The following is a 22486-nucleotide window of genomic DNA, read 5'->3' as shown; positions in this document are numbered from 1 at the left end:
CCACACCCATCTCAGGAAAGAGCACCGATGACGATCACCCAGGAGCAGGCGACATGGTTCGCCGAGACCTTCTCCCAGATCGCCGACAACGTCGAGCGCGCCGTGCTCGGAAAGCGACGTGTGGTCGAGCTGGTGCTGACCGCCATGCTCAGCGACGGTCACGTGCTGCTGGAAGACGTACCGGGCACGGGCAAGACCTCGCTCGCCCGCGCGGTCGCGCAATCGGTGCAGGGCACCAACACCCGCATCCAGTTCACCCCCGACCTGCTGCCCGGTGACATCACGGGCATCACGGTCTACGACCAGAAGACGGGCACCTTCGAGTTCCACTCCGGGCCGGTCTTCGCCAACATCGTGCTGGCCGATGAGATCAACCGCGCGAGCCCCAAGACGCAGTCGGCACTGCTCGAGGTCATGGAGGAGAAGCGCGTCACGATCGACGGGGTCACGCGTCCGGTCGGTGACCCGTTCCTCGTGCTCGCGACCCAGAACCCGGTCGAACAGGCGGGCACCTACCGCCTGCCCGAGGCTCAGCTCGACCGCTTCATGATGCGCACCTCGCTCGGCTACCCCGACCACGCCGCCACCGTCCGCATCCTCGACGGGGCTCCCATCGCCACGGCCGACCTGAGCCCCATCATCACTCCGCAGGCGCTCGCCGGGATGGCCGACCTCGCCGCCGAGACCTACGTCGACGCGCTCGTGCTCGATTACATCGCCCGCCTCGTCGACGCCACGCGCTCGGCCGACGAGGTGCGCCTCGGCGTCAGCATCCGCGGTGCCCTCGCCCTGACCCGCGCCACGCGCGCCCGAGCGGCTTCGCTGGGGCGCACCTACGGCACCCCCGACGACGTCAAGGCGCTCGCCGTTCCGGTGCTCTCGCACCGCCTGATCCTGCACCCCGAGGCCGAGTTCGACGGGGTCACGCAGGAGGCCGTCATCGGCCAGGTGCTGCTCGATGTCGCCCCACCCTCGCAGCGCGAGGCCGTATGAGCCTCACCCGCACCTCCGTCACCTCGACGACCACCTCCTCGCGCACGGGGACCGGGCGCACGGCCACCTCGATCACCTCGACGACGTCGCGCCGGCGTGAGCGCGCCCTGGTGCGCGCGGTCGTGCGTGCCACCATCCTGTGGCGGGCGATCCGCAGCGGCGCACGCACCGCGGTGGAGTGGAGCGGGCGCACCGTGCAGCCGGCGGGCGCACTCGTCGCCCTGGCGGCGACGGTCGGACTCGTCGCGGGGATCGCGTTCGGCTGGGTCGAGTGGATGGTCGCGGGCGCCGTCTCGGTGCTGCTGCTGCTGATGGGCGTGCCCTTCCTCTTCGGCGCGCGCTCCTACGACGTCGACCTCACCCTCACCTCCGAGCGGATCATCGCCGGCCAGGGGGTTACCGGAGAGATCGTCGTGCGCAACGACGGGCGCCGCATCGCGCTGCCGGGCCGCTTGGACATCCCCGTCGGTCGGGGCCTCGTCGAATTCGGTGTGCCGCTGCTGCGTCCGGGCCACACCGTCGCCCAGCCCCTCGACATCCCCGCGCTGCCACGCGGTGTGGTGCGGGTGGGTCCGGTGACCACGGTGCGCAGCGACCCGATCGGCCTCCTGCGGCGCGAGCACGCCTTCGACGATGTGCACGAGTTGTTCGTGCACCCGCGCACCGTCTCGCTGCCGTCCACGAGCGCGGGACTCATCCGCGACCTGGAGGGCAACCCGACCCGGCGCCTGGTCGACTCGGACATGTCGTTCCACGCGATCCGCGAGTACGCCCCCGGCGACTCCCAGCGCCAGATCCACTGGAAATCCACCGCCAAAACCGGCCGTCTCATGGTGCGCCAGTTCGAAGAGTCGCGGCGCTCCCGGATGGCGGTGGTCCTCGCGGTCGCCGAACCCGAATACGCCGACGCCGACGAGTTCGAACTCGCCGTCAGCTCGGCGGCATCCCTGGGCCTGCGCGCCGTCCGCGACGCGCGCGACGTCGCCATCGTCGCCGGGTCCGAGATCCCCCGGGTCGTCCGTGGACGCATGCGGGCGATCCAGAACATCCCGACGGTGACGCCGCGGGCGATGCTCGACGGCTTCAGCGGCATCGACCGCATCGAGAACACCATGGCCGTCGAAGACGTCTGCCGGCTCGCGGTCGAGGCGAACGAGCGGCTCTCGATCGCCTTCGTCGTGGTGGGTTCGACCGTTCCCCTCCAGCGGCTGCGCCAAGCGACCCTCGCCTTCCCGGCCGACACCGCGGTCGTCGGCGTGGTCTGCGACGAAAGCGCCCACCCCCGCATGCGCGTGCTCGCGGGTCTGTCGGTGCTGACCGTGGGCACCCTCGACGATCTGTCCGGACTTCTCGTACGCGGAGCCGGCTCGTGAAGGTCTCGCGGATGCTGGGCGGAGCCCTCTACGTCGCCGCCACTGTGCTGGTCGCCGCCGTCGCGGCCTGGCCCATCTACGCCTCGGTGTCGTTCATCATCATGGTCGTCGCGGCGACGCTCGCGGCCGCAGCGATCGTGGCGGTCGCGTCGTGGCGCCGGTGGGGCGGATGGTCGATCGTGGGCCTCGTCGCCGCCGCATTCGTCGTGCTGGCGGTGCCGGTGGCCGTGCCCTCCCGCCTCACCTCCCCGCTCGACGTCGTGCGGGGAATCGGCGAAGCCTTCACCGGTGCGATCTTCGGGTGGAAGGACCTGGTCACCGTCGACCTGCCCGTCGGCGCGTACCGCAACCTGCTCGTGCCGGCGCTCATCGTGTTCCTCGTCGGTGCCGTGGCTGCGGTGCTGCTGTCGTGGCGCGAGGACCGCTGGGCCAATGCCGCCGTCGCGGTCGGACTCGGCATGGTGTCGTTCGGGCTCTTCTTCGGACGCACCTCGGTCAGCGCGCCGCTCGCGCTCGGTCCGCTCACCCTCCCCGCCCCCGTCGAGACCGTCGTCGGCGTCTGCGGCCTCGGTGCCGCGCTCGTCTGGCTCGCCTGGCGCACACGCGAGGAGCGGGTTCAGGCCCTGGGTCGTGCTGCGACGATGAGCGGGGTGCGGATGTCGCGTCGCCCCTCCCGAGCCGATCGCCGCCGCACCGCGCTCGGGGCAGCCATGGTCGCCGTGGCGCTGGTCGCCGCGGTCGCGGTCGTTCCGTGGGCGGCTCGCGGCGCCGACCGCGCGGTGCTGCGCTCGGCCGCCGGACCCGAGCCCGACATCGCCGCCGCGGTCAGTCCGCTGACGCAGTACCGATCCCTGTTCACCGACGACCGTGCCGACGAGGTGCTGTTCACGGTCACCGGCGACGCCTCCCTGCCCGACCGGGTGCGCCTGGCGACCCTTGACACGTACGACGGTGAGATCTTCCGCCCGGGTGGGGACGACGGCCGCTTCGTGCGCGTGCCGTCGACCCTTGCCGCGGGGGAGGGCCGCGAGGTCGAGGCCGAGGTGCAGATCGGAGCGCTCGGGGGGATCTGGTTGCCGACCGTGGGTCAGCTGTCGGGTGTCGACTTCACCGGGCAGCGGGCGGCAGCGCTGGCCGACAGCTTCTACTACAACGCCGAGGCCGCCGCGGGCGTGCAGACCGCCGGCAGCGGTCTCGAGCCCGGCGACGTCTACGACCTCCGTGCCGTCGAGCCGCCCGTCGCCGAGCTCGCCTCGCTGACCGCCCCCGGTGGCGACGTGGGGGGAGTGGAGGCCCCCGACAACCTCCGCTCCTGGGTGGAGGAGCACGCCAGCGGCACCGGGGGAGCAGCCCTCGACGGGCTCGTGCGGCTGCTCCGCGAGCGGGGCTTCCTCAGCCACGCGCTCACCATCGGCGAAGAGCCGCCCGTGTGGGTCGCCTCGCTCCCCGACTACACCTTCCAGCCGAGCGCCTCGGGGCACTCGCTCGCCCGCATCGACACGCTCTTCGAGCGCCTGCTCGAGCGTGAGAACGACCCGCGTGCGCAAGCATCCGGCAACTACGTCGCGGCGATCGGCGACGACGAGCAGTTCTCCGTCGCCGTCGCCCTCATCGCCCAGGAGCTCGGCTTCCCCTCCCGCGTCGTCGTCGGCGCTCGCTTGTCGTCGGCCGACACGACCCTGGCCACCTGCCAGGACGGCGCCTGCCGCGGAAAGGACATCTCGGCCTGGGCCGAGGTGCGCTCGAGCGACGGGGACTGGGTGCCGGTGGACGTCTCCCCGCAGTGGACGCAGTCGCCGAGCCTCGAGGTCACCGAGCAGCGCGACCCCGAGAACGTCACCGACGTGCGCCCCGACACCGTCGAGGAGGTCGTCCCCCCGCAGCCGCTGCAGGACGACACCGCGCGCGACGACGATGACGACGACTCCTCCGGACTCGACCTGGCCTGGCTCTGGCCGGTGCTGCGTATTGCGGGCATCGTGCTTCTCGCCCTCGCCGTGGTGCTGGGGCCCTTCATCGCGATCGTCGGCGCGAAGGCCGTGAGACGGCGCGGACGCCGCGGCGTCGAGGATCCCGTCGAGCGGATCGCCGGCGGGTGGGACGAATACATCGACGCCGGCGTCGACACCGGTCGCACCGCCCCTCGGGAGTTCACCCGCAGCGAGCTCGCCGCCGCCTATGGCACGCCCGACGGCGACGTCCTGGCGCGAACGGCCGACCGCGCCGTGTTCGCCAGCGAGACGACCACACCCGACGATGCCGCGGAGTTCTGGCGGATCGTCGACGACGAGCGCCGCTCGATGGCGCGCGAGCGCGGAATCTGGCGGCGATTGGCCGCAGCCGTATCGTTGAGATCATTCGTCCGGCTTCTGGCGCCACGCGTGTCGCGCTCGGGGTCGTCGCGGACCTTGGAGAGGGGGAAGCGCCGACCGACCAGCGGTGGGCGCACGACATCATGAACGATTCCATTCCCATCATCGCGGGGGTGCTCGCGTTCGTGGTGTCGGTGGCCCTGTACGTGTGGCTCGCTCTCGCGCTGTCCGCCGTCTTCCGCAAGGCCGGCGAGGCCTCCTGGCAAGGGTGGGTGCCGCTGTACAACCAGGCGGTCATCCTGCGGCTCGGGGGCTTCTCGCCGTGGCTGATCTTCGTCGCCCTCGTGCCGATCTTCGGCTGGATCGCCTACCCGGTGATCCACATCATCGCCTGCCACCGCATCAACCGTGCCTTCGGTCACGGCGCCGGCATGACCGTGGTCGCCGCCCTGTTCCTCGTGATTTGGGCGAGCATCCTCGGCTTCGGATCCTCCCGGTGGATCGGAGCGGAGCCCGCCGCCGGACCCCGACGCACCGAGGGCGGCCCGGCCTTCCCGCCGGTGCCTCAGCGCACGCCGGCCGCTCCCGCCCCCTCCGGACCGTTCGCCGCCGCCGCTCCTGCCGCGTCCCCGGTGGGACAGTGGGCGCCCCCGACGACGCCTCCCGCGCCGGCCGTGGCCCTCGCCTCCGCCGCCTCTCCGCCGGCACCGGCAGCTCCGGCCGCCGCTCCGCTTCCGCCGGTGCCGCCCGCGCCGCCGCGCCGGTCGTCGTTCGATGCCGACCTCGACGATGCCGTCGACCCCGAAGACCGGGTCGCCCCGGCGCCCTCGCGCACCGGATCGTTCCTTCCGCCGCCCCCGTCGGCGCCCGTCGCTCCGCCGACCGTTCCGGTGGAGCGCGTCGCTCCGATCGAGTCGGTGCCGACCACCCGGGCCAGCGCCGTGTCCGAGCCGCCGCGCCCCGAGCCGCTCACCCAGGTGCCGCACCCCGCCACGCCGGCGGTGCCGCCCGCGCCGGAGCCCGTCGTCGTCACGTCCGCGCCGGAGCCCGAGCCGTGGATCCCGGAGCCCGAGCCTGCGCCGTGGATCCCCGCGCGCACGCCCGAGCCCGCGCGTCGCTCGAACGACCCCGGCGCCTTCCCCGAGCTGAGTGAGGCGGTCTCGGCCGTCATCGGCGCCCCCGACGCCGGTGCGCCCCGCTCGGCACGCTCGTCGGTGTCGGCGCTGTACGCGCAGCCCGAGATCCCCGACACCGACGACGACGACGCCCTCGTGGACGACGCCCGATCCGACGGTGCTGGATCCGGGGGTGCTGGGTACGACGGTGCTGCATACGACAGTGCTGGGTACGACGGCGCTGGGTACGACGACGCGCTCGATCAGACGATCATCGCGCGGCGCCGCCGCATCCCGTGGTCGCTCATCCCGCCGCAGGGTGATCCCGTCGACATCTCGTCGGAGGTCGTCATCCTCGGGCGCCGCCCCGCACCCGACCCCGCTCACCCCGGCGCTCAGCTCATCTCGATCTCCGACGAGACGCGCACCGTGTCCAAGACGCACGCGAAGCTCGAGTTGCGGGGCGACACCTGGTACGTCACCGACCTGGGCTCGACGAACGGCGTGCTGTTCGCGACGCTGATGGGCACCGAGATCGAAGTGCAGCCCGGCCAGCAGCTCGAGGCGGGGGAGAGGTTCTTCCTCGGCGACGCGGAGGTGCGTCTCAAGCGAGGAGACGCGTGAGCGGGTCCGACCCGGCGGACGACGAGGTCGACGTCACGATCTGGTCGGGTCGCCTGCGCTCCTGGCCGACACCGCCCGGCCCCGTCTCGGACGAAGAGGGGGATGCCGCGCCCGACGACGCCACGATCCTCGCCCCGCGGCGCTCGGCCGCTCCCGACGACGCCACGAGAATCGCTCGGGCGGCCGAGACTCAGCGCGACGCCGCGATTCTGGGCCGCCCGGCCGATCCTCGAGCTGCCGAGCCGCCCGAGGATGAGACGATCCGCGCTCCCCGACGCGCGCCCGATCCCGCGGCCGTCGCGAGCGCACCGGTATTGCGCGTGCGCGACCGGTCGCAGCATCCGAGTCCCCTTGATCCGCGAACGGATCCGTCGCGCCCGGTGCGTGTTCCCGCGGCCGGGGAACGCGAGATCTACAAACCGCGCGCCGATGCTCCCGTCGTCACCGCACGGGCGACACCCGCCCCGCGCGCCCCGCAGGAGGTCGTCGACGTGGCCGCCGGCGAGGCAGCGCGGGCCCGCCGTCGACGTCGACGCGCCGTCATCGCCGGGGTCGTAGCCGGTGCGCTGGTGCTCGCGTCGATCGTCGTGATCCTCGTGCTGGTGGCCACCGGCTCCTGAGGCCCGGCGGCGCCCGCGAGGCACCCGTGCCGCCCGGCAACGGTCACCCCGGTCGGAGATTCGCACCATTGTCGGACGCAGGCGCCAGAATCCTCCGACCTTGGTGCGATCCTCCGACCGAGGTGGGCGACGCGCCCCCGCCCGAGCGGTGGCCGGCGGAGCGACGTTGCCCGCACCCCTGATTGGGGCGTATCATTGGTGGGGTGTGCGCTCATGCGCGCCCTGCGTCGTGCCCGCCACGCTGCAGGCGGGTCGGGCACGCCATCTCAGGGAACGACCTGCGAACAGGTCACCCCCACGGCATATCCACCTCACGAAGCGTCAGATCATTCTGGCGCCCTGGTGGGTACATGTGAGCCCGCGGCGTCATGAATCGAAAGATCGGATGCTTCGGGGGAGACACACCCGCTGTCACCGTGCAGCACAAGCAAGGAGAGAACGTGCCAACTATTCAGCAGTTGGTTCGCAAGGGTCGCTCGCCGAAGGTCACCAAGACCAAGGCGCCCGCCCTCAAGTCGAACCCCCAGCAGGCAGGCGTCTGCACCCGCGTCTACACGACCACGCCCAAGAAGCCGAACTCGGCTATGCGCAAGGTCGCTCGTGTCAAGCTCCGTAACGGCACCGAGGTCACCGCTTACATCCCCGGCGAGGGTCACAACCTGCAGGAGCACTCGCTCGTGCTCGTCCGCGGCGGTCGTGTGAAAGACCTCCCCGGTGTCCGTTACAAGATCGTCCGCGGTGCACTCGACACCCAGGCCGTCAAGAACCGTAAGCAGGCTCGTAGCCGCTACGGTGCGAAGAAGGGCTGAGTCCGATGCCTCGTAAAGGTCCCGTCACCAAGCGTCCCGTCGTCAACGACCCGGTTTACGGTGCTCCCATCGTGAGCCAGCTCGTGAACAAGATCCTCGTCGACGGCAAGAAGTCCATCGCTGAATCGATCGTCTACACCGCCCTGCGCGGTGTCGAGGCGAAGAACAGCCAGGACGCCGTCGTCACGCTCAAGAAGGCGCTCGACAACGTTCGTCCCACCCTCGAGGTCAAGAGCCGCCGCGTCGGTGGCTCCACCTACCAGGTGCCGATCGAAGTCAAGCCGCACCGCGCGAACACCCTCGCGCTGCGCTGGCTCGTGAGCTACGCCAAGGCCCGTCGTGAGAAGACCATGATCGAGCGCCTCCAGAACGAGATCCTGGATGCCTCGAACGGTCTGGGTGCCGCGGTCAAGCGCCGCGAAGACACCCACAAGATGGCCGAGTCGAACCGCGCCTTCGCGCACTACCGCTGGTAACCAGCACCTTCGGACCCCGGCTCCGGCCGGGGTCCGAAACCCCTCTTCACAAGTAAGGAAACCCCACCCGTGGCACAAGACGTGCTCACCGACCTGACCAAGGTCCGCAACATCGGCATCATGGCGCACATCGATGCCGGCAAGACGACGACGACCGAGCGCATCCTGTTCTACACGGGCACCAATCACAAGATCGGTGAGACGCACGATGGTGCGTCGACCACCGACTGGATGGAGCAGGAGCAGGAGCGCGGCATCACGATCACGTCTGCCGCCGTGACCTGCTTCTGGAACAACAACCAGATCAACATCATTGACACCCCCGGTCACGTGGACTTCACGGTCGAGGTGGAGCGTTCGCTCCGCGTCCTCGACGGTGCCGTCGCCGTCTTCGACGGCAAGGAGGGCGTCGAGCCCCAGTCCGAGACCGTGTGGCGTCAGGCCGACAAGTACGACGTCCCCCGCATCTGCTTCGTCAACAAGATGGACAAGCTGGGCGCCGACTTCTACTTCACGGTCGACACGATCATCAACAAGCTCAAGGCCAAGCCGCTGGTCATCCAGCTGCCCATCGGCGCCGAGAACGACTTCGTGGGTGTCATCGACCTCGTCGAGATGCGCGCGCTCGTCTGGCCCGGTGACTCCAAGGGTGACGTCACCATGGGTGCCAAGTACGAGATCCAGGAGATCCCGGCCGAGCTCGCCGACCGCGCAGCCGAGTATCGCGAGATGCTCCTCGAGACGGTCGCCGAGACCGACGAGGTTCTGCTCGAGAAGCACTTCGGTGGCGAAGAGCTGACCGTGGCCGAGATCAAGGCCGCGATCCGCAAGCTCACGATCAACTCCGAGATCTACCCCGTCCTGTGCGGCTCGGCGTTCAAGAACCGCGGCGTGCAGCCCATGCTCGACGCGGTCGTCGACTACCTCCCCTCGCCCTTGGACGTGCCGGCCATCGAGGCCCACGACCCCAAGAACGAAGAGATCGTCATCGAGCGCCACGCCGACCGTGACGAGCCCTTCACGGCTCTCGCGTTCAAGATCGTGACGCACCCCTTCTTCGGTCGCCTCACCTACATCCGCGTGTACTCCGGTCACCTGGACTCGGGCGGGCAGGTCGTCAACTCGACCAAGTCCAAGAAGGAGCGCATCGGGAAGATCTTCCAGATGTACGCCAACAAGGAGAACCCGGTCGACTCCGTCACCGCCGGTCACATCTACGCAGTCATCGGCCTCAAGGACACCACTACGGGCGACACGCTGTCCGATTCGCAGCACCAGGTCGTGCTCGAGTCGATGACGTTCCCCGAGCCCGTCATCGAGGTCGCCATCGAGCCGAAGACCAAGGCCGACCAGGAGAAGCTGGGTCTCGCGATCCAGAAGCTCGCGGAGGAGGACCCGACGTTCCGCGTCGAGCAGAACTCCGACACCGGCCAGACCGTCATCAAGGGCATGGGCGAGTTGCACCTCGACATCCTGGTCGACCGCATGAAGCGCGAGTTCCGCGTGGAGGCGAACGTCGGCAAGCCCCAGGTCGCGTACCGCGAGACGATCAAGAAGGCCGTCGAGCGTCACGACTACACCCACAAGAAGCAGACCGGTGGTTCGGGTCAGTTCGCGAAGATCCAGTTCGCGATCGAGCCGATGGATGTCACGGCCGACAAGACCTATGAGTTCGTCAACAAGGTCAGCGGTGGACGCATCCCGCGCGAGTACATCGCGCCGACCGACCAGGGTTTCCAGGATGCGATGAACGTCGGCGTGCTCGCCGGCTACCCCATCGTGGGCGTCAAGGCCACCCTGCTCGACGGCGCTTCGCACGACGTCGACTCCTCGGAGATGGCGTTCAAGATCGCCGGCTCCATGGGCTTCAAGGAAGCGCTGCGCAAGGCCAACCCGGTCATCCTCGAGCCGCTCATGGCGGTCGAGGTGCGTACGCCCGAGGAGTACATGGGCGACGTCATCGGTGACCTGAACTCGCGTCGTGGCCAGATCCAGTCGATGGAGGACGCCGCGGGCGTCAAGGTCGTCCGGGCGAACGTCCCCCTCTCGGAGATGTTCGGCTACATCGGCGACCTGCGCTCGAAGACCTCGGGTCGCGCCGTCTACTCGATGGAGTTCGACAGCTACGCCGAGGTTCCTCGCGCCGTTGCCGACGAGATCGTCCAGAAGAACAAGGGCGAGTAACTTCGTCCTCGGCTTTTCGTCCCGCCTCCGGCTCGCTCAGCGACCAACCGGTCCCTGAGCGAGCGGAGCGAGACGAAGGGCCACCCCACAACTTCACATCTGACCTCTACTAAGCTGAGAATCATCCCCGTAGAGATCCGGTCGCAAACCAGTGCCCGGAACCTCTACATGACCGTCCTGAGGAGGACCTAGTGGCTAAGGCCAAGTTCGAGCGGACCAAGCCGCACGTGAACATCGGAACGATCGGTCACGTCGACCACGGCAAGACCACGCTCACCGCTGCCATCTCGAAGGTGCTCGCCGACAAGTACCCGTCGGCCACCAACGTTCAGCGTGACTTCGCGTCGATCGACTCGGCGCCGGAAGAGCGCCAGCGCGGTATCACCATCAACATCTCGCACGTCGAGTACGAGACCCCCAAGCGTCACTACGCGCACGTCGATGCGCCTGGCCACGCCGACTACATCAAGAACATGATCACCGGTGCCGCTCAGATGGACGGTGCGATCCTCGTGGTTGCAGCGACCGACGGCCCGATGGCTCAGACCCGTGAGCACGTTCTGCTCGCCAAGCAGGTCGGCGTGCCGTACCTGCTCGTCGCGCTCAACAAGTCCGACATGGTCGACGACGAGGAGATCCTGGAGCTCGTCGAGCTCGAGGTTCGCGAGTTGCTCTCCAGCCAGGACTTCGATGGCGACAACGCTCCCGTCGTTCGCGTCTCGGGCCTCAAGGCTCTCGAGGGCGACGCCGAGTGGGTCGACAAGATCGTCGAGCTCATGGAAGCCGTCGACGAGTCCATCCCCGACCCGATCCGCGACAAGGACAAGCCGTTCTTGATGCCGATCGAGGACGTCTTCACCATCACCGGTCGTGGAACGGTCGTCACGGGTCGCGCTGAGCGCGGTACCCTCGCGATCAACTCCGAGGTCGAGATCGTCGGCATCCGCCCGACGCAGAAGACGATCGTCACGGGTATCGAGATGTTCCACAAGCAGCTCGACGAGGCCTGGGCCGGCGAGAACTGTGGTCTGCTCCTGCGCGGCACCAAGCGTGACGACGTCGAGCGCGGCCAGGTCGTCGTGAAGCCGGGTTCGGTTACGCCCCACACCAACTTCGAGGGCACGGCGTACATCCTGTCCAAGGAGGAGGGTGGCCGTCACAACCCGTTCTTCACGAACTACCGCCCGCAGTTCTACTTCCGCACCACCGACGTCACCGGCGTCATCACGCTGCCCGAGGGCACCGAGATGGTCATGCCCGGCGACACCACGGAAATGTCGGTCGAGCTGATCCAGCCGATCGCCATGGAAGACGGACTCGGCTTCGCAATCCGTGAGGGTGGCCGCACCGTCGGCGCCGGCACGGTCACGAAGATCCTGAAGTAACACTTCTTCACCACGAAACCCCTCGGTCCTTCCGGACCGGGGGGTTTCGTCATGTTCCGCCTGCGGCGTCAAGACCTGGCGGCGCTCGTGCGCCGTTGTCCAGAATGGATGCTGACACCACCGATCGAGGAGGAACCATGGGCGTCGACGACATCATCAACAAGGGCAAGCAGATGTTCGAGCAGAACCGCGACAAGATCGAAGAGGCCCTCAAGAGCGAGAAGGCGGAGGACGTGAGCGACAAGTTCCTCCAGGGCGCTGCCGACGCGGTCAAGAAGGTCGTTCCCGAGGGCCAGCACGCCAAGGTCGACGAGGTGCGCACCAACGTCGATAAGAACATCGGCAACCAGTGACCCGCGCTGCGGCGGCAGCATCCATCCGCCCCGCATGACGGAGATCGAGGAGATTCCGGAATCCGAGGACCGTTTCGGCGGTTTTGGTCCTCGATTCCCGGGATCTCCTCGATTTTCGTTGCCCCCGGCGGGGTTTCGGGCTGAGAGGATACCGAGCGCGACACGCCCGGGTTTGCGACACGCCCGGGGGACACGTAGACTAATCCAGTTCCACACTCCCGTGGCCGCTATGCGTGCCGCAGGTCACTACCAGGGCAGTGCATAGAAGTCGCTTCGAGCGACGGTCTAGGCCGCGGGTAGCAGAACACCACACCGAATCCCTCCACTCCTCACGGAGTGCGTCTTCGTGCGCAAGGAGGGGCGGGCCGGTTGCCCAGCAACCGGTTTGACAGCCGAACAGCGGTGCAGCATCGCTCGCAAGAGTGAGCAGAAGTGCCAGGGCGCGTAAGCGCCGCCGTGCGTCCGATGCCCGGTGCTCCGAACGAGCACCGAGGTAAGACGCGAGAAGAGAGAGAGCAGACAATGGCGGGACAGAAGATCCGCATTCGCCTGAAGTCGTACGATCACGCAGGGCTGGATTCGTCCGCACGCAAGATCGTCGACACCGTGACCCGTGCCGGCGCCACCGTCGTCGGACCCGTGCCGCTCCCGACGGAGAAGAACGTCGTGGTCGTCATCCGGTCCCCGCACAAGTACAAGGACAGCCGCGAGCACTTCGAGATGCGCACCCACAAGCGCTTGATCGACATCATCGACCCGACGCCCAAGGCTGTCGACTCGCTGATGCGTCTCGACCTCCCGGCCGATGTCAACATCGAGATCAAGCTCTGAGGTTCGACATGGCTGACATCAACTCCAAGATCTCCAAGGGCCTCCTCGGCACCAAGCTGGGCATGACCCAGGTTTGGGACGCCGACGGCAAGCTCGTCCCCGTCACCGTCATCGAGGTGGCCCCGAACGTCGTCACCCAGGTGCGTACGCCCGAGGTCGACGGCTACAACGCCGTCCAGATCGCCTACGGGCAGATCGACCCCCGCAAGGTGAACAAGCCCCTGACGGCCCACTTCGACGCTGCCGGCGTGACTCCTCGCCGCCACATCACCGAGATTCGTACCGCGGATGCTGCGGACTACACCCTCGGTCAGGAACTGACCGCTGAGGCCCTCTTCGAGGCCGGCCAGCGTGTCGACGTCGTCGGCACCAGCAAGGGTAAGGGCACCGCCGGTGTCATGAAGCGCCACAACTTCAAGGGCGTGTCCGCTTCGCACGGTTCGCACCGCAACCACCGCAAGCCCGGTTCGATCGGCGCCTCGTCGACTCCGAGCCGCGTCTTCAAGGGCATGCGCATGGCCGGCCGTATGGGTGGCGAGCGCGTGACCGTCCTCAACCTCACGGTGCACGCCGTCGACGCCGAGAAGGGTCTGCTGCTCGTCAAGGGCGCTGTCCCCGGCGCACGTGGCCGCATCGTCTACGTCCGCAACGCAGTGAAGGGTGCCTGAACTCATGGCTGACTCGACGCTCGACGTCCGCAAGGCGGACGGTTCGGCTGCTGGCTCTGTCCAGCTGCCCGCCGCCCTCTTCGACGTCAAGACGAACATCCCGCTGATCCACCAGGTCGTCGTCGCCCAGCGCGCCGCGGCTCGTCAGGGAACGCACTCGACCAAGCGTCGTGGTGAGGTCTCCGGTGCCGGTCGCAAGCCCTTCAAGCAGAAGGGCACGGGTAACGCCCGTCAGGGTTCCATCCGCGCGCCGCACATGACCGGTGGTGGCATCGTCCACGGACCGAAGCCCCGCGACTACTCGCAGCGCACCCCCAAGAAGATGATCGCCGCTGCGCTCCTCGGAGCCCTCAGCGACCGCGTTCGGGGTAACCGCATCCACGTCGTCGACTCCTTCGGCATCGAGGGCGTTCCGTCCACGAAGACCGCTTCGGCTGTCATGACGGCGTTCAATGCGACCAAGAACGTGCTCGTCGTGATCGAGCGTGGCGACGAGGTGAGCACCAAGAGCCTGCGCAACCTGGCGTTCGTTCACGTGCTGACCTTCGACCAGCTCAACGCTTACGACGTTCTCGTCTCCGACGACATCGTCTTCACCAAGGCCGCCTACGACGCGTTCGTCGCATCCAAGGCCGGCGTCACCCAGGAGGTGTCGGCATGACCGCCATCAACAAAGACCCCCGCGACATCATCTTGAAGCCGGTCGTCTCCGAGAAGAGCTACGGGCTCATCGACGAGGGCAAGTACACGTTCTACGTGGACACCCGCGCGACCAAGACCGAGATCAAGCTCGCGATCGAGAAGATCTTCGGTGTCAAGGTGGCCGGCGTCAACACGATCAACCGCGTCGGCAAGGCGCGTCGCACCCGCTTCGGCATGGGCAAGCGCAAGGACACCAAGCGCGCCATCGTGACCTTGAAGTCGGGCACCATCGACATCTTCACGGCTGTCGGCTGACAGCCGGATAAGGACTAGACACCATGGCTATTCGCAAGTACAAGCCCACGACCCCCGGTCGCCGCGGCTCGTCGGTGGCCGACTTCGCCGAGATCACCCGATCGACGCCCGAGAAGTCGCTCCTCCGCCCGCTGTCCAAGACCGGTGGTCGCAACAACCAGGGCCGCATCACCACGCGTCACATCGGTGGCGGCCACAAGCGCCAGTACCGTCTGATCGACTTCCGTCGTAACGACAAGGACGGCATCGACGCCAAGGTCGCTCACATCGAGTACGACCCCAACCGCACCGCACGCATCGCACTGCTGCACTACGCCGACGGCGAGAAGCGCTACATCATCGCGCCGAACAAGCTGTCGCAGGGTGACGTGGTCGAGTCGGGTGCCGGCGCTGACATCAAGCCCGGCAACAACCTGCCGCTGCGCAACATCCCCACCGGTACCGTCATCCACGCCATCGAGCTTCGGCCCGGCGGCGGCGCGAAGATGGCCCGTTCGGCCGGCACCTCGGTGCGTCTGGTCGCCAAGGACGGCCCGTACGCCCAGCTGCGTCTGCCCTCCGGCGAGATCCGCAACGTCGATGTGCGCTGCCGCGCCACCATCGGCGAGGTCGGCAACGCCGAGCAGTCGAACATCAACTGGGGCAAGGCCGGTCGGTTGCGGTGGAAGGGCGTTCGCCCCACGGTTCGTGGTGTTGCCATGAACCCGGTCGATCACCCGCACGGTGGTGGCGAGGGAAAGACGTCCGGTGGACGTCACCCCGTGACCCCGTGGGGTCAGTCGGAGGGTCGCACCCGTCACGCCAACAAGGAAAGTGACAAGCTCATCGTCCGCCGTCGCACGGCCGGCAAGAAGCGCAAGTAGGTAGGAAGAGAAGATGCCACGCAGTCTGAAAAAGGGCCCCTTCGTCGACGAGCACCTGCTTCGCAAGGTCGTGTCGCAGAACGAGGCCGGAAGCAAGAACGTGATCAAGACCTGGTCGCGTCGTTCGATGATCATCCCCGCCATGCTCGGCCACACCATTGCCGTGCACGACGGTCGCAAGCACATCCCCGTGTTCGTGACCGAGACCATGGTGGGCCACAAACTGGGCGAGTTCTCGCCCACCCGCACCTTCCGCGGCCATGAGAAGGACGACAAGAAGGGCCGTCGCCGCTAACGCGGTGACTGTCTGAAGGAGAGAGAAATGGTGGATTCCATCGCCCGCGTGCGACACATCCGCGTGACCCCTCAGAAGGCTCGTCGTGTCGTCGCTCTCATCAAGGGAAAGCAGGCCGAACAGGCCCTCGCGATCCTGAAGTTCGCACCGCAGAGTGCGAGCGAGCCGATCTACAAGCTCGTCGCGTCGGCCATGGCCAACGCCCGGGTCACGGCTGAGAAGACCAACGAGTTCCTCGACGACCAGGACCTGTTCGTGAAGAACGCCTACGTCGACGAGGGCACCACGCTCAAGCGGTTCCGTCCGCGCGCCCAGGGTCGTGCCTTCCAGATCAAGAAGCGCACCAGCCACATCACGGTCGTGCTGTCGACGCCGGAGGATGCTGCGGTCGACGCCGCGTCCGACACCAAGACCAAGAAGGCGAGCAAGTAATGGGCCAGAAAGTCAACCCGTACGGCTTCCGCCTCGGTATCACCACGGACCACGTGTCGCGTTGGTTCTCGGATTCCACGAAGCCGGGACAGCGTTACGCCGACTACGTCGCCGAGGACATCAAGATCCGTCGTCTGCTCACCACCTCGCTTGACCGCGCCGGCGTGAGCAACATCGAGATCGAGCGCACCCGTGACCGCGTCCGCGTCGACATCCACACCGCCCGCCCGGGCATCGTGATCGGTCGTCGTGGCGCCGAGGCCGAGCGGATCCGCTCCGACCTCGAGAAGCTCACCGGCAAGCAGATCCAGCTGAACATCCTCGAGGTGAAGAACCCCGAGGCCGACGCTCAGCTCGTCGCCCAGGGCATCGCCGAGCAGCTCTCCGCACGTGTGGCTTTCCGCCGCGCGATGCGCAAGGGCCTGCAGGGCGCCCAGCGCGCCGGCGCCAAGGGTGTGCGTGTTCAGGTCTCCGGTCGTCTCGGCGGCGCTGAGATGAGCCGTTCGGAGTTCTACCGCGAGGGTCGTGTGCCGCTGCACACGCTGCGCGCGAACATCGACTACGGCTTCTACGAGGCCAAGACCACCTTCGGCCGCATCGGCGTGAAGGTCTGGATCTACAAGGGCGACCTCACCAACAAGGAACTCGCTCGCGAGCAGGCGAACGCGCCGAAGGCGCCTCGCGGTCGTGACGACCGCGGCGGCGACCGTGGCCGTCGCGCGCCCCGCAACGACGCCCCCGTCGCAGAAGGAGCATCGGCGTAATGCTTATCCCCCGCAAAGTGAAGTACCGCAAGCAGCACCACCCCGGGCGGTCCGGTCAGGCGACCGGTGGCACCAAGGTGAGCTTCGGCGAGTACGGCATCCAGGCACTCACCCCCGCGTACGTGACCAACCGTCAGATCGAGTCCGCTCGTATCGCGATGACGCGTCACATCAAGCGCGGTGGAAAGGTGTGGATCAACATCTACCCCGACCGTCCGCTGACCAAGAAGCCCGCCGAAACCCGCATGGGTTCCGGTAAGGGTTCGCCCGAGTGGTGGGTCGCGAACGTCAAGCCCGGCCGTGTGCTGTTCGAGGTGGCCGGTGTCGATGAGACGCTCGCCCGCGAAGCACTCACCAGGGCCATTCACAAGCTGCCTCTCAAGGCACGCATCATCAAGCGCGAGGAGGGCGACGCGTAATGGCGATCGGCACCAAGGAGCTCGCCCCCAGCGAGCTCGATACGTTCGAAGATCAGCGCCTCGTCGAGGAGCTGCGCAAGGCCAAGGAAGAGCTGTTCAACCTTCGCTTCCAGTCGGCCACCGGCCAGCTCGAGAGCCACGGGCGCATCCGCGCCGTCAAGCGTGACATCGCGCGGCTCTACACCGTGATCCGCGAGCGCGAGCTGGGCATCCGTGCCACGCCCGCCCCCGTCGAGGTCACCACCAAGGCGAAGAAGACCAAGGCCAAGAAGGCGGATGCCGCTGACGAGGCCGTGAAGGAGGAGGCCGAGTAATGGCTGACACCACCCAGAAGAAGGCGCCCGCGCGCAAGCCCGCCGCCAAGAAGGCTGCCCCGGCCGAGGTCGTCGTCGAGACGCCCCAGGTCGAGGTCGTCGTCACCGACGACGGTCACGAGGGTGCCGCGCACGACGTGCGCGACCCCAACGCCCGCGGTTACCGCAAGGCTCGCCGCGGCTACGTCGTGAGCGACCGTATGGACAAGACGATCACCGTCGAGGTCGAGGACCGCGTCAAGCACCCCCTCTACGGCAAGGTCATCCGCCGTACCTCCAAGGTCAAGGCGCACGACGAGGCGAACACCGCCGGCATCGGCGACCTCGTCCTCATCAACGAGACCCGCCCGCTGAGCGCCACCAAGCGCTGGCGCCTGGTCGAGATCCTCGAGAAGGCCAAGTAAGCCTCCGGGCTGCTTGGTACCCAAGGAGTAAGAAGTGATTCAGAACGAATCCCGGCTGAAGGTCGCCGACAACACGGGCGCGAAAGAGCTGCTCACCATTCGCGTGCTCGGCGGCTCCAACCGTCGTTACGCGGGCCTGGGCGACGTCATCGTCGCCACGGTCAAGGACGCGATTCCTGGCGGCAACGTCAAGAAGGGCGACGTGGTCAAGGCTGTCGTCGTGCGTGTTGTCAAGCAGACCCGTCGGCCCGACGGCTCGTACATCAAGTTCGACGAGAACGCCGCCGTGATCCTGAAGACGGACGGGGAGCCCCGCGGCACCCGCATCTTCGGACCGGTCGGTCGTGAGCTTCGCGACAAGAAGTTCATGAAGATCGTCTCGCTGGCCCCGGAGGTCATTTGATCATGGCGAAAATCAAGAAGGGCGACCTGGTTCAGGTCATCTCGGGCCCCAAGCCCGAGCGCGGCGGAGATCGCGGTAAGCAGGGCAAGGTCCTCCAGGTCCTCGTCGAGCAAGACCGCGTCATCGTCGAAGGCGTGAACTACGTCACCAAGCACACCCGCGTGGGCCAGACCCAGCGCGGCACCAAGACGGGTGGCCTCGAGACCTTCGAAGCCCCCATCCACATCTCCAACGTCGCCCTGGTCGACCCCTCGAGCAAGAAGCCGACCCGCGTGGGTCGTCGTGTCGAGGAGCAGGTCAAGGACGGCGTGAAGCGGATCGTACGTGTGCGGTTCGCTAAGAAGTCAGGCAAGGACCTCTGAACATGAGCACCGCAACTGCCGCGGCGGCTGGCAAGATCCAGCCCCGCTTGAAGCAGAAGTACAAGAACGAGATCGCCAAGGCGCTGCAGGAGGAGTTCGGCTACGCGAACGTCATGCAGACCCCCGGCCTCGTCAAGGTCGTCGTGAACACCGGTGTCGGCGAGGCAGCTCGCGACAGCAAGGTGATCGACGGCGCGGTGGACGATCTGGTCAAGATCACCGGTCAGAAGCCGATCGTCACGAAGGCCCGGAAGTCCATCGCGCAGTTCAAGCTGCGCGAGGGTCAGCCCATCGGCGCTCACGTCACCCTCCGTGGTGACCGCGCCTGGGAATTCCTCGACCGTCTCGTCAACCTGGCACTGCCCCGCATCCGCGACTTCCGCGGTCTGTCGGGCGACCAGTTCGACGGCAACGGCAACTACACCTTCGGTCTGCAGGAGCAGTCGGTCTTCCACGAGATCGACCAGGACCGTATCGACCGCGTTCGCGGCTTCGACATCACTGTCGTCACCACCGCGAAGACCGATGCGGAAGGCCGTTCGCTGCTTCGTCAGCTCGGTTTCCCCTTCCGCACCGACGACGCACAGGCGTAACCCCCATATCCATCATCGAAGGTCGTCTGCCCTGTAACGGCAGCCGAAACCTCATGAACGAAAGAAGCACCACATGACGATGACAGACCCGGTCGCAGACATGCTGACCCGTCTGCGCAACGCGAATTCGGCGCACCACGACTCCGTGTCGCTGCCGAGCTCGAAGCTCAAGACGCACATTGCCGCCATCCTCAAGCAGGAGGGGTACATCTCCTCGTGGGAGGTCGAAGACGCTCGCGTCGGACAGACCCTCACGCTCACGCTGAAGTACGGCCCGAACCGCGAGCGGTCGATCGCCGGCATCAAGCGCGTGTCGAAGCCCGGCCTCCGCGTCTACGCGAAGTCCAGCGAGATCCCCACGGTTCTCGGCGGTCTCGGCGTTGCCATCCTTTCCACTTCCTCCGGTCTCCTCACGGACCGCCAGGCCGAGCAGAAGGGCGTGGGCGGAGAAGTCCTCGCCTACGTGTGGTGATCTGACATGTCACGTATCGGACGTCTTCCCATCGACATCCCCACCGACGTCACCGTTTCGGTGGCCGGTAACGATGTCGCCGTCAAGGGCCCCAAGGGTGAGCTCACGCTCACCGTGCCGCGCCCCCTCGAAGTCAAGGTCGAGGACAACCAGGTTCTGGTGTCCCGTCCCGACGACGAGCGCGAGTCCCGGTCGCTTCACGGCCTGACCCGCACCCTGATCAGCAACAACATCGTCGGTGTCACCGTCGGCTACACCAAGGGCCTCGAGGTCGTCGGCACGGGTTACCGTGTCGCGCAGAAGGGCGGCTCCATCGAGTTCGCCCTCGGCTTCTCGCACCCCGTGCTGGTCGAGCCGCCCGCCGGCATCACCTTCACGGTCGAGGGCAACAACAAGGTCACCGTGGCAGGCATCGACAAGCAGGCCGTCGGCGAGGCCGCGGCCAACATCCGCAAGATCCGCAAGCCCGAGCCCTACAAGGGCAAGGGTGTGCGGTACGCGGGCGAGGTCGTCCGCCGCAAGGCCGGAAAGAGTGGTAAGTAACCATGGCTGTTAAGACGAAGACCGACGCCCGCGCGCGTCGTCATTCCCGCCTTCGCAAGAAGGTCATCGGCACCGAGTCGCGTCCGCGCCTCGTGGTCACCCGCTCCGCCCGTCACGTGTTCGTGCAGGTCGTGGACGACGCCAAGGGTCACACCCTGGCTTCGGCGTCCACGCTCGAGACCGAGCTGCGTGGCCTGGACGGCGACAAGACCGCCAAGGCCCGCAAGGTCGGCGAGCTCGTCGCCGAGCGTGCGAAGGCCGCCGGCGTCGCCGATGTCGTGTTCGACCGTGGTGGCAACCGCTACGCCGGACGTGTAGCTGCGATCGCCGATGGCGCCCGCGAAGGAGGTCTGAACCTGTGAGTGACAACAAAGAGGCCGAAGTGACCGTGGATGCTGAGCAGACCGCTCCCGCCGAGGCTGCAGCTGCGACCGCTCCTGCCACCGAGCGTGAGCGCGAGCCCCGCCGCGGTGGCCGCGAGCGCAACGCCAACCAGCGTGACCGTGGGTCGCGCGACGACAAGAGCCAGTTCCTCGAGCGCGTCGTGACCATCAACCGTGTGTCGAAGGTCGTGAAGGGTGGACGTCGCTTCAGCTTCACCGCCCTCGTGGTCGTCGGTGACGGCAACGGCGTGGTCGGTGTCGGCTACGGCAAGGCCCGCGAAGTGCCCCTCGCCATCTCCAAGGGTGTCGAAGAGGCCAAGCGCAACTTCTTCCGCGTTCCCCGCGTCGGCTCCACCATCCCGCACCCCGTGCAGGGTGAGGCCGCAGCCGGTGTCGTGCTCCTGCGCCCGGCGTCCTCCGGTACCGGTGTTATCGCCGGTGGCCCGGTGCGCGCCGTCCTCGAGTGCGCCGGTATCCACGACGTGCTGTCGAAGTCGCTGGGTTCGTCGAACACGATCAACATCGTGCACGCGACGGTCGCCGCGCTGAAGCAGCTCGAAGAGCCCCGTGCCGTGGCAGCTCGCCGCGGTCTCGAGTTCGACCAGGTCGCCCCGCCGCGCCTGGTCCGTGCCGAGGCCGACGCGATCGCCGCACAGAAGGTAGGTGCCTGATGGCCGCCCGTCTGAAGGTCACGCAAACGAAGTCCAAGGTGAGCGAGAAGCAGAACCAGCGCGACACGCTGCGCAGCCTCGGTCTGAAGCGGATCGGCGACTCGGTCGTCCGTCCCGACGACGCGCAGACGCGCGGTTACGTCAAGACCGTCGCCCACCTCGTGAAGGTTGAGGAGATCGACTAATGGCTGACAACGACAACGTCGCCGCCGAGCCCAAGAAGGCTCCGGCACGCAAGCCTGCCGCCAAGAAGGCCGCTGAGAAGCCGGCCACGAAGGATGCTGCTGCGCCCACCCGTCCGGGTGTGCTCAAGATGCACCACCTCCGTCCCGTCCCCGGCGCCCACAAGGCGAAGACCCGTGTGGGTCGCGGTGAGGGCTCGAAGGGTAAGACCGCCGGTCGCGGTACCAAGGGCACCAAGGCCCGGTACTCCGTCCGCATCGGTTTCGAGGGTGGGCAGATGCCCCTCCACATGCGTACTCCGAAGCTGCGCGGGTTCAAGAACCCGTTCCGCGTCGAGTACCAGGTCGTGAACCTCGACAAGCTCGCGGATCTCTACCCCCAGGGTGGAGACGTCACCATCAGCGACCTGGTCGCCAAGGGTGCGGTCCGCAAGAACGAGAAGGTCAAGGTGCTCGGCACCGGCGACATCTCGGTCGCCCTGACCGTGTCCGTCGACAAGGTCTCGGGCTCCGCTCAGGAGAAGATCGTCGCCGCCGGCGGCACCGTCAACTAAAGACGCCACAACAGGGGTCGGAGGGTCACCTCCGGCCCCTGTTGCGTTCCCGGGCTCGCGATGCCCGCAACACGCGGTCATCGCCCTGGGTTAGGCTGAATCTCTGTGCGCCTTTCGTGCGCCGGAACAGTT

30 protein-coding genes are annotated in these 22486 nt (G+C 67.4%); all 30 read left to right on the top strand.

Features of this window, described 5'->3' with window-relative positions; genetic code table 11:
- Positions 1-27 precede the first annotated feature (27 nt).
- The 30 genes from ACFXP5_RS07610 to rplO all read left to right on the top strand — a co-directional run bounded on the left by ACFXP5_RS07610 (position 28) and on the right by rplO (position 22354).
- Positions 28-993 (top strand): AAA family ATPase, encoded by a 966-nt coding sequence (locus ACFXP5_RS07610; RefSeq protein WP_394544140.1) that lies wholly within the window; start codon positions 28-30, stop codon positions 991-993.
- A complete protein-coding gene (locus tag ACFXP5_RS07605; protein WP_394544139.1) occupies positions 990-2366 on the top strand; it encodes a DUF58 domain-containing protein in 1377 nt (458 codons plus the stop codon). The genes ACFXP5_RS07610 and ACFXP5_RS07605 overlap by 4 nt, the downstream gene beginning before the upstream one ends.
- Positions 2363-4825, top strand: coding sequence for a transglutaminaseTgpA domain-containing protein (locus ACFXP5_RS07600; protein WP_394544138.1), 2463 nt, complete (start codon positions 2363-2365; stop codon positions 4823-4825). Before ACFXP5_RS07605 ends, ACFXP5_RS07600 begins: the two co-directional genes overlap by 4 nt.
- Complete coding sequence (locus ACFXP5_RS07595) at positions 4822-6417, top strand: DUF5684 domain-containing protein (RefSeq protein ID WP_394544137.1); 1596 nt, start codon at positions 4822-4824, stop codon at positions 6415-6417. Before ACFXP5_RS07600 ends, ACFXP5_RS07595 begins: the two co-directional genes overlap by 4 nt.
- On the top strand, positions 6414-7037 hold the full coding sequence (locus ACFXP5_RS07590) for a hypothetical protein (protein ID WP_394544136.1): 624 nt from the start codon (positions 6414-6416) through the stop codon (positions 7035-7037). The genes ACFXP5_RS07595 and ACFXP5_RS07590 overlap by 4 nt, the downstream gene beginning before the upstream one ends.
- A 440-nt stretch (positions 7038-7477) precedes the next feature.
- Positions 7478-7846, top strand: a complete 369-nt coding sequence (rpsL, locus tag ACFXP5_RS07585) for a 30S ribosomal protein S12 (protein WP_017201609.1) — start codon at positions 7478-7480, stop codon at positions 7844-7846.
- Positions 7847-7851: 5 nt separating this feature from the next.
- Complete coding sequence (gene rpsG / locus ACFXP5_RS07580) at positions 7852-8322, top strand: 30S ribosomal protein S7 (protein ID WP_394528317.1); 471 nt, start codon at positions 7852-7854, stop codon at positions 8320-8322.
- Between the two features lie 69 nt (positions 8323-8391).
- Entirely contained in the window at positions 8392-10506 is a 2115-nt protein-coding gene (gene fusA, locus ACFXP5_RS07575; protein ID WP_394528316.1) for an elongation factor G, read from the top strand.
- 191 nt (positions 10507-10697) lie between these two features.
- Positions 10698-11891 carry an elongation factor Tu gene (tuf, locus tag ACFXP5_RS07570; protein WP_394528315.1) on the top strand — a complete coding sequence of 398 codons (1194 nt, stop codon included), beginning with the start codon at positions 10698-10700 and terminating at the stop codon, positions 11889-11891.
- A gap of 137 nt (positions 11892-12028) precedes the next feature.
- Positions 12029-12244: a hypothetical protein gene (locus ACFXP5_RS07565; protein ID WP_394528314.1), complete on the top strand. Its 216-nt coding sequence runs from the start codon at positions 12029-12031 to the stop codon at positions 12242-12244.
- A gap of 522 nt (positions 12245-12766) precedes the next feature.
- The gene (gene rpsJ / locus ACFXP5_RS07560; RefSeq protein WP_045246810.1) at positions 12767-13075 is read left to right on the top strand and encodes a 30S ribosomal protein S10; all 309 of its coding nucleotides are present in this window, start codon (positions 12767-12769) and stop codon (positions 13073-13075) included.
- An 8-nt stretch (positions 13076-13083) separates the two neighbouring features.
- Entirely contained in the window at positions 13084-13743 is a 660-nt protein-coding gene (gene rplC, locus ACFXP5_RS07555; RefSeq protein ID WP_394528313.1) for a 50S ribosomal protein L3, read from the top strand.
- A 4-nt stretch (positions 13744-13747) separates the two neighbouring features.
- Complete coding sequence (rplD, locus tag ACFXP5_RS07550) at positions 13748-14404, top strand: 50S ribosomal protein L4 (protein WP_394528312.1); 657 nt, start codon at positions 13748-13750, stop codon at positions 14402-14404.
- The gene (gene rplW / locus ACFXP5_RS07545; protein ID WP_394528311.1) at positions 14401-14700 is read left to right on the top strand and encodes a 50S ribosomal protein L23; all 300 of its coding nucleotides are present in this window, start codon (positions 14401-14403) and stop codon (positions 14698-14700) included. Before rplD ends, rplW begins: the two co-directional genes overlap by 4 nt.
- A gap of 23 nt (positions 14701-14723) precedes the next feature.
- Entirely contained in the window at positions 14724-15563 is an 840-nt protein-coding gene (gene rplB / locus ACFXP5_RS07540) for a 50S ribosomal protein L2 (protein WP_394528310.1), read from the top strand.
- A 13-nt stretch (positions 15564-15576) separates the two neighbouring features.
- A complete protein-coding gene (gene rpsS, locus ACFXP5_RS07535; RefSeq protein ID WP_394528309.1) occupies positions 15577-15858 on the top strand; it encodes a 30S ribosomal protein S19 in 282 nt (93 codons plus the stop codon).
- A gap of 27 nt (positions 15859-15885) precedes the next feature.
- Entirely contained in the window at positions 15886-16290 is a 405-nt protein-coding gene (gene rplV / locus ACFXP5_RS07530) for a 50S ribosomal protein L22 (protein ID WP_394528308.1), read from the top strand.
- A complete protein-coding gene (gene rpsC / locus ACFXP5_RS07525; protein ID WP_394528307.1) occupies positions 16290-17054 on the top strand; it encodes a 30S ribosomal protein S3 in 765 nt (254 codons plus the stop codon). The genes rplV and rpsC overlap by 1 nt, the downstream gene beginning before the upstream one ends.
- Positions 17054-17473 carry a 50S ribosomal protein L16 gene (rplP, locus tag ACFXP5_RS07520; protein ID WP_183499689.1) on the top strand — a complete coding sequence of 140 codons (420 nt, stop codon included), beginning with the start codon at positions 17054-17056 and terminating at the stop codon, positions 17471-17473. Before rpsC ends, rplP begins: the two co-directional genes overlap by 1 nt.
- On the top strand, positions 17473-17787 hold the full coding sequence (gene rpmC, locus ACFXP5_RS07515; RefSeq protein WP_394528306.1) for a 50S ribosomal protein L29: 315 nt from the start codon (positions 17473-17475) through the stop codon (positions 17785-17787). Before rplP ends, rpmC begins: the two co-directional genes overlap by 1 nt.
- Positions 17788-17924: 137 nt before the next feature.
- Entirely contained in the window at positions 17925-18191 is a 267-nt protein-coding gene (gene rpsQ / locus ACFXP5_RS07510) for a 30S ribosomal protein S17 (RefSeq protein WP_394528673.1), read from the top strand.
- Between the two features lie 34 nt (positions 18192-18225).
- Positions 18226-18594, top strand: coding sequence for a 50S ribosomal protein L14 (gene rplN / locus ACFXP5_RS07505; protein ID WP_394528305.1), 369 nt, complete (start codon positions 18226-18228; stop codon positions 18592-18594).
- Between the two features lie 2 nt (positions 18595-18596).
- A complete protein-coding gene (gene rplX / locus ACFXP5_RS07500; RefSeq protein WP_394528304.1) occupies positions 18597-18956 on the top strand; it encodes a 50S ribosomal protein L24 in 360 nt (119 codons plus the stop codon).
- A 2-nt stretch (positions 18957-18958) separates the two neighbouring features.
- The gene (rplE, locus tag ACFXP5_RS07495; RefSeq protein WP_394528303.1) at positions 18959-19549 is read left to right on the top strand and encodes a 50S ribosomal protein L5; all 591 of its coding nucleotides are present in this window, start codon (positions 18959-18961) and stop codon (positions 19547-19549) included.
- 73 nt (positions 19550-19622) lie between these two features.
- Positions 19623-20021 carry a 30S ribosomal protein S8 gene (rpsH, locus tag ACFXP5_RS07490; protein ID WP_394528302.1) on the top strand — a complete coding sequence of 133 codons (399 nt, stop codon included), beginning with the start codon at positions 19623-19625 and terminating at the stop codon, positions 20019-20021.
- 6 nt (positions 20022-20027) lie between these two features.
- Positions 20028-20564, top strand: coding sequence for a 50S ribosomal protein L6 (gene rplF / locus ACFXP5_RS07485; RefSeq protein ID WP_394528301.1), 537 nt, complete (start codon positions 20028-20030; stop codon positions 20562-20564).
- A gap of 2 nt (positions 20565-20566) precedes the next feature.
- Complete coding sequence (gene rplR, locus ACFXP5_RS07480) at positions 20567-20926, top strand: 50S ribosomal protein L18 (protein WP_394528300.1); 360 nt, start codon at positions 20567-20569, stop codon at positions 20924-20926.
- Positions 20923-21618, top strand: a complete 696-nt coding sequence (gene rpsE / locus ACFXP5_RS07475; RefSeq protein ID WP_394528299.1) for a 30S ribosomal protein S5 — start codon at positions 20923-20925, stop codon at positions 21616-21618. The genes rplR and rpsE overlap by 4 nt, the downstream gene beginning before the upstream one ends.
- On the top strand, positions 21618-21803 hold the full coding sequence (gene rpmD, locus ACFXP5_RS07470; RefSeq protein ID WP_039402995.1) for a 50S ribosomal protein L30: 186 nt from the start codon (positions 21618-21620) through the stop codon (positions 21801-21803). The genes rpsE and rpmD overlap by 1 nt, the downstream gene beginning before the upstream one ends.
- A complete protein-coding gene (gene rplO, locus ACFXP5_RS07465) occupies positions 21803-22354 on the top strand; it encodes a 50S ribosomal protein L15 (protein WP_394528298.1) in 552 nt (183 codons plus the stop codon). Before rpmD ends, rplO begins: the two co-directional genes overlap by 1 nt.
- Positions 22355-22486 lie beyond the last annotated feature (132 nt).

Origin of the sequence: Microbacterium hanjuni (assembly GCF_043556395.1) — a bacterium.
GTDB lineage: Bacteria > Actinomycetota > Actinomycetes > Actinomycetales > Microbacteriaceae > Microbacterium.
This window is presented reverse-complemented; position numbering and strand designations above follow the sequence as displayed.

Coding starts and splice junctions, on each gene's coding strand:
- ACFXP5_RS07610 (WP_394544140.1), top strand. CDS start 28: ATGACGATCACCCAGGAGCAGGCGACATGGTTCGCCGAGACCTTCTCC.
- ACFXP5_RS07605 (WP_394544139.1), top strand. CDS start 990: ATGAGCCTCACCCGCACCTCCGTCACCTCGACGACCACCTCCTCGCGC.
- ACFXP5_RS07595 (WP_394544137.1), top strand. CDS start 4,822: ATGAACGATTCCATTCCCATCATCGCGGGGGTGCTCGCGTTCGTGGTG.
- rpsG (WP_394528317.1), top strand. CDS start 7,852: ATGCCTCGTAAAGGTCCCGTCACCAAGCGTCCCGTCGTCAACGACCCG.
- ACFXP5_RS07565 (WP_394528314.1), top strand. CDS start 12,029: ATGGGCGTCGACGACATCATCAACAAGGGCAAGCAGATGTTCGAGCAG.
- rpsJ (WP_045246810.1), top strand. CDS start 12,767: ATGGCGGGACAGAAGATCCGCATTCGCCTGAAGTCGTACGATCACGCA.
- rplC (WP_394528313.1), top strand. CDS start 13,084: ATGGCTGACATCAACTCCAAGATCTCCAAGGGCCTCCTCGGCACCAAG.
- rplD (WP_394528312.1), top strand. CDS start 13,748: ATGGCTGACTCGACGCTCGACGTCCGCAAGGCGGACGGTTCGGCTGCT.
- rplW (WP_394528311.1), top strand. CDS start 14,401: ATGACCGCCATCAACAAAGACCCCCGCGACATCATCTTGAAGCCGGTC.
- rplB (WP_394528310.1), top strand. CDS start 14,724: ATGGCTATTCGCAAGTACAAGCCCACGACCCCCGGTCGCCGCGGCTCG.
- rpsS (WP_394528309.1), top strand. CDS start 15,577: ATGCCACGCAGTCTGAAAAAGGGCCCCTTCGTCGACGAGCACCTGCTT.
- rplV (WP_394528308.1), top strand. CDS start 15,886: ATGGTGGATTCCATCGCCCGCGTGCGACACATCCGCGTGACCCCTCAG.
- rpsC (WP_394528307.1), top strand. CDS start 16,290: ATGGGCCAGAAAGTCAACCCGTACGGCTTCCGCCTCGGTATCACCACG.
- rplP (WP_183499689.1), top strand. CDS start 17,054: ATGCTTATCCCCCGCAAAGTGAAGTACCGCAAGCAGCACCACCCCGGG.
- rpmC (WP_394528306.1), top strand. CDS start 17,473: ATGGCGATCGGCACCAAGGAGCTCGCCCCCAGCGAGCTCGATACGTTC.
- rplX (WP_394528304.1), top strand. CDS start 18,597: ATGGCGAAAATCAAGAAGGGCGACCTGGTTCAGGTCATCTCGGGCCCC.
- rplE (WP_394528303.1), top strand. CDS start 18,959: ATGAGCACCGCAACTGCCGCGGCGGCTGGCAAGATCCAGCCCCGCTTG.
- rpsH (WP_394528302.1), top strand. CDS start 19,623: ATGACGATGACAGACCCGGTCGCAGACATGCTGACCCGTCTGCGCAAC.
- rplF (WP_394528301.1), top strand. CDS start 20,028: ATGTCACGTATCGGACGTCTTCCCATCGACATCCCCACCGACGTCACC.
- rplR (WP_394528300.1), top strand. CDS start 20,567: ATGGCTGTTAAGACGAAGACCGACGCCCGCGCGCGTCGTCATTCCCGC.
- rpmD (WP_039402995.1), top strand. CDS start 21,618: ATGGCCGCCCGTCTGAAGGTCACGCAAACGAAGTCCAAGGTGAGCGAG.
- rplO (WP_394528298.1), top strand. CDS start 21,803: ATGGCTGACAACGACAACGTCGCCGCCGAGCCCAAGAAGGCTCCGGCA.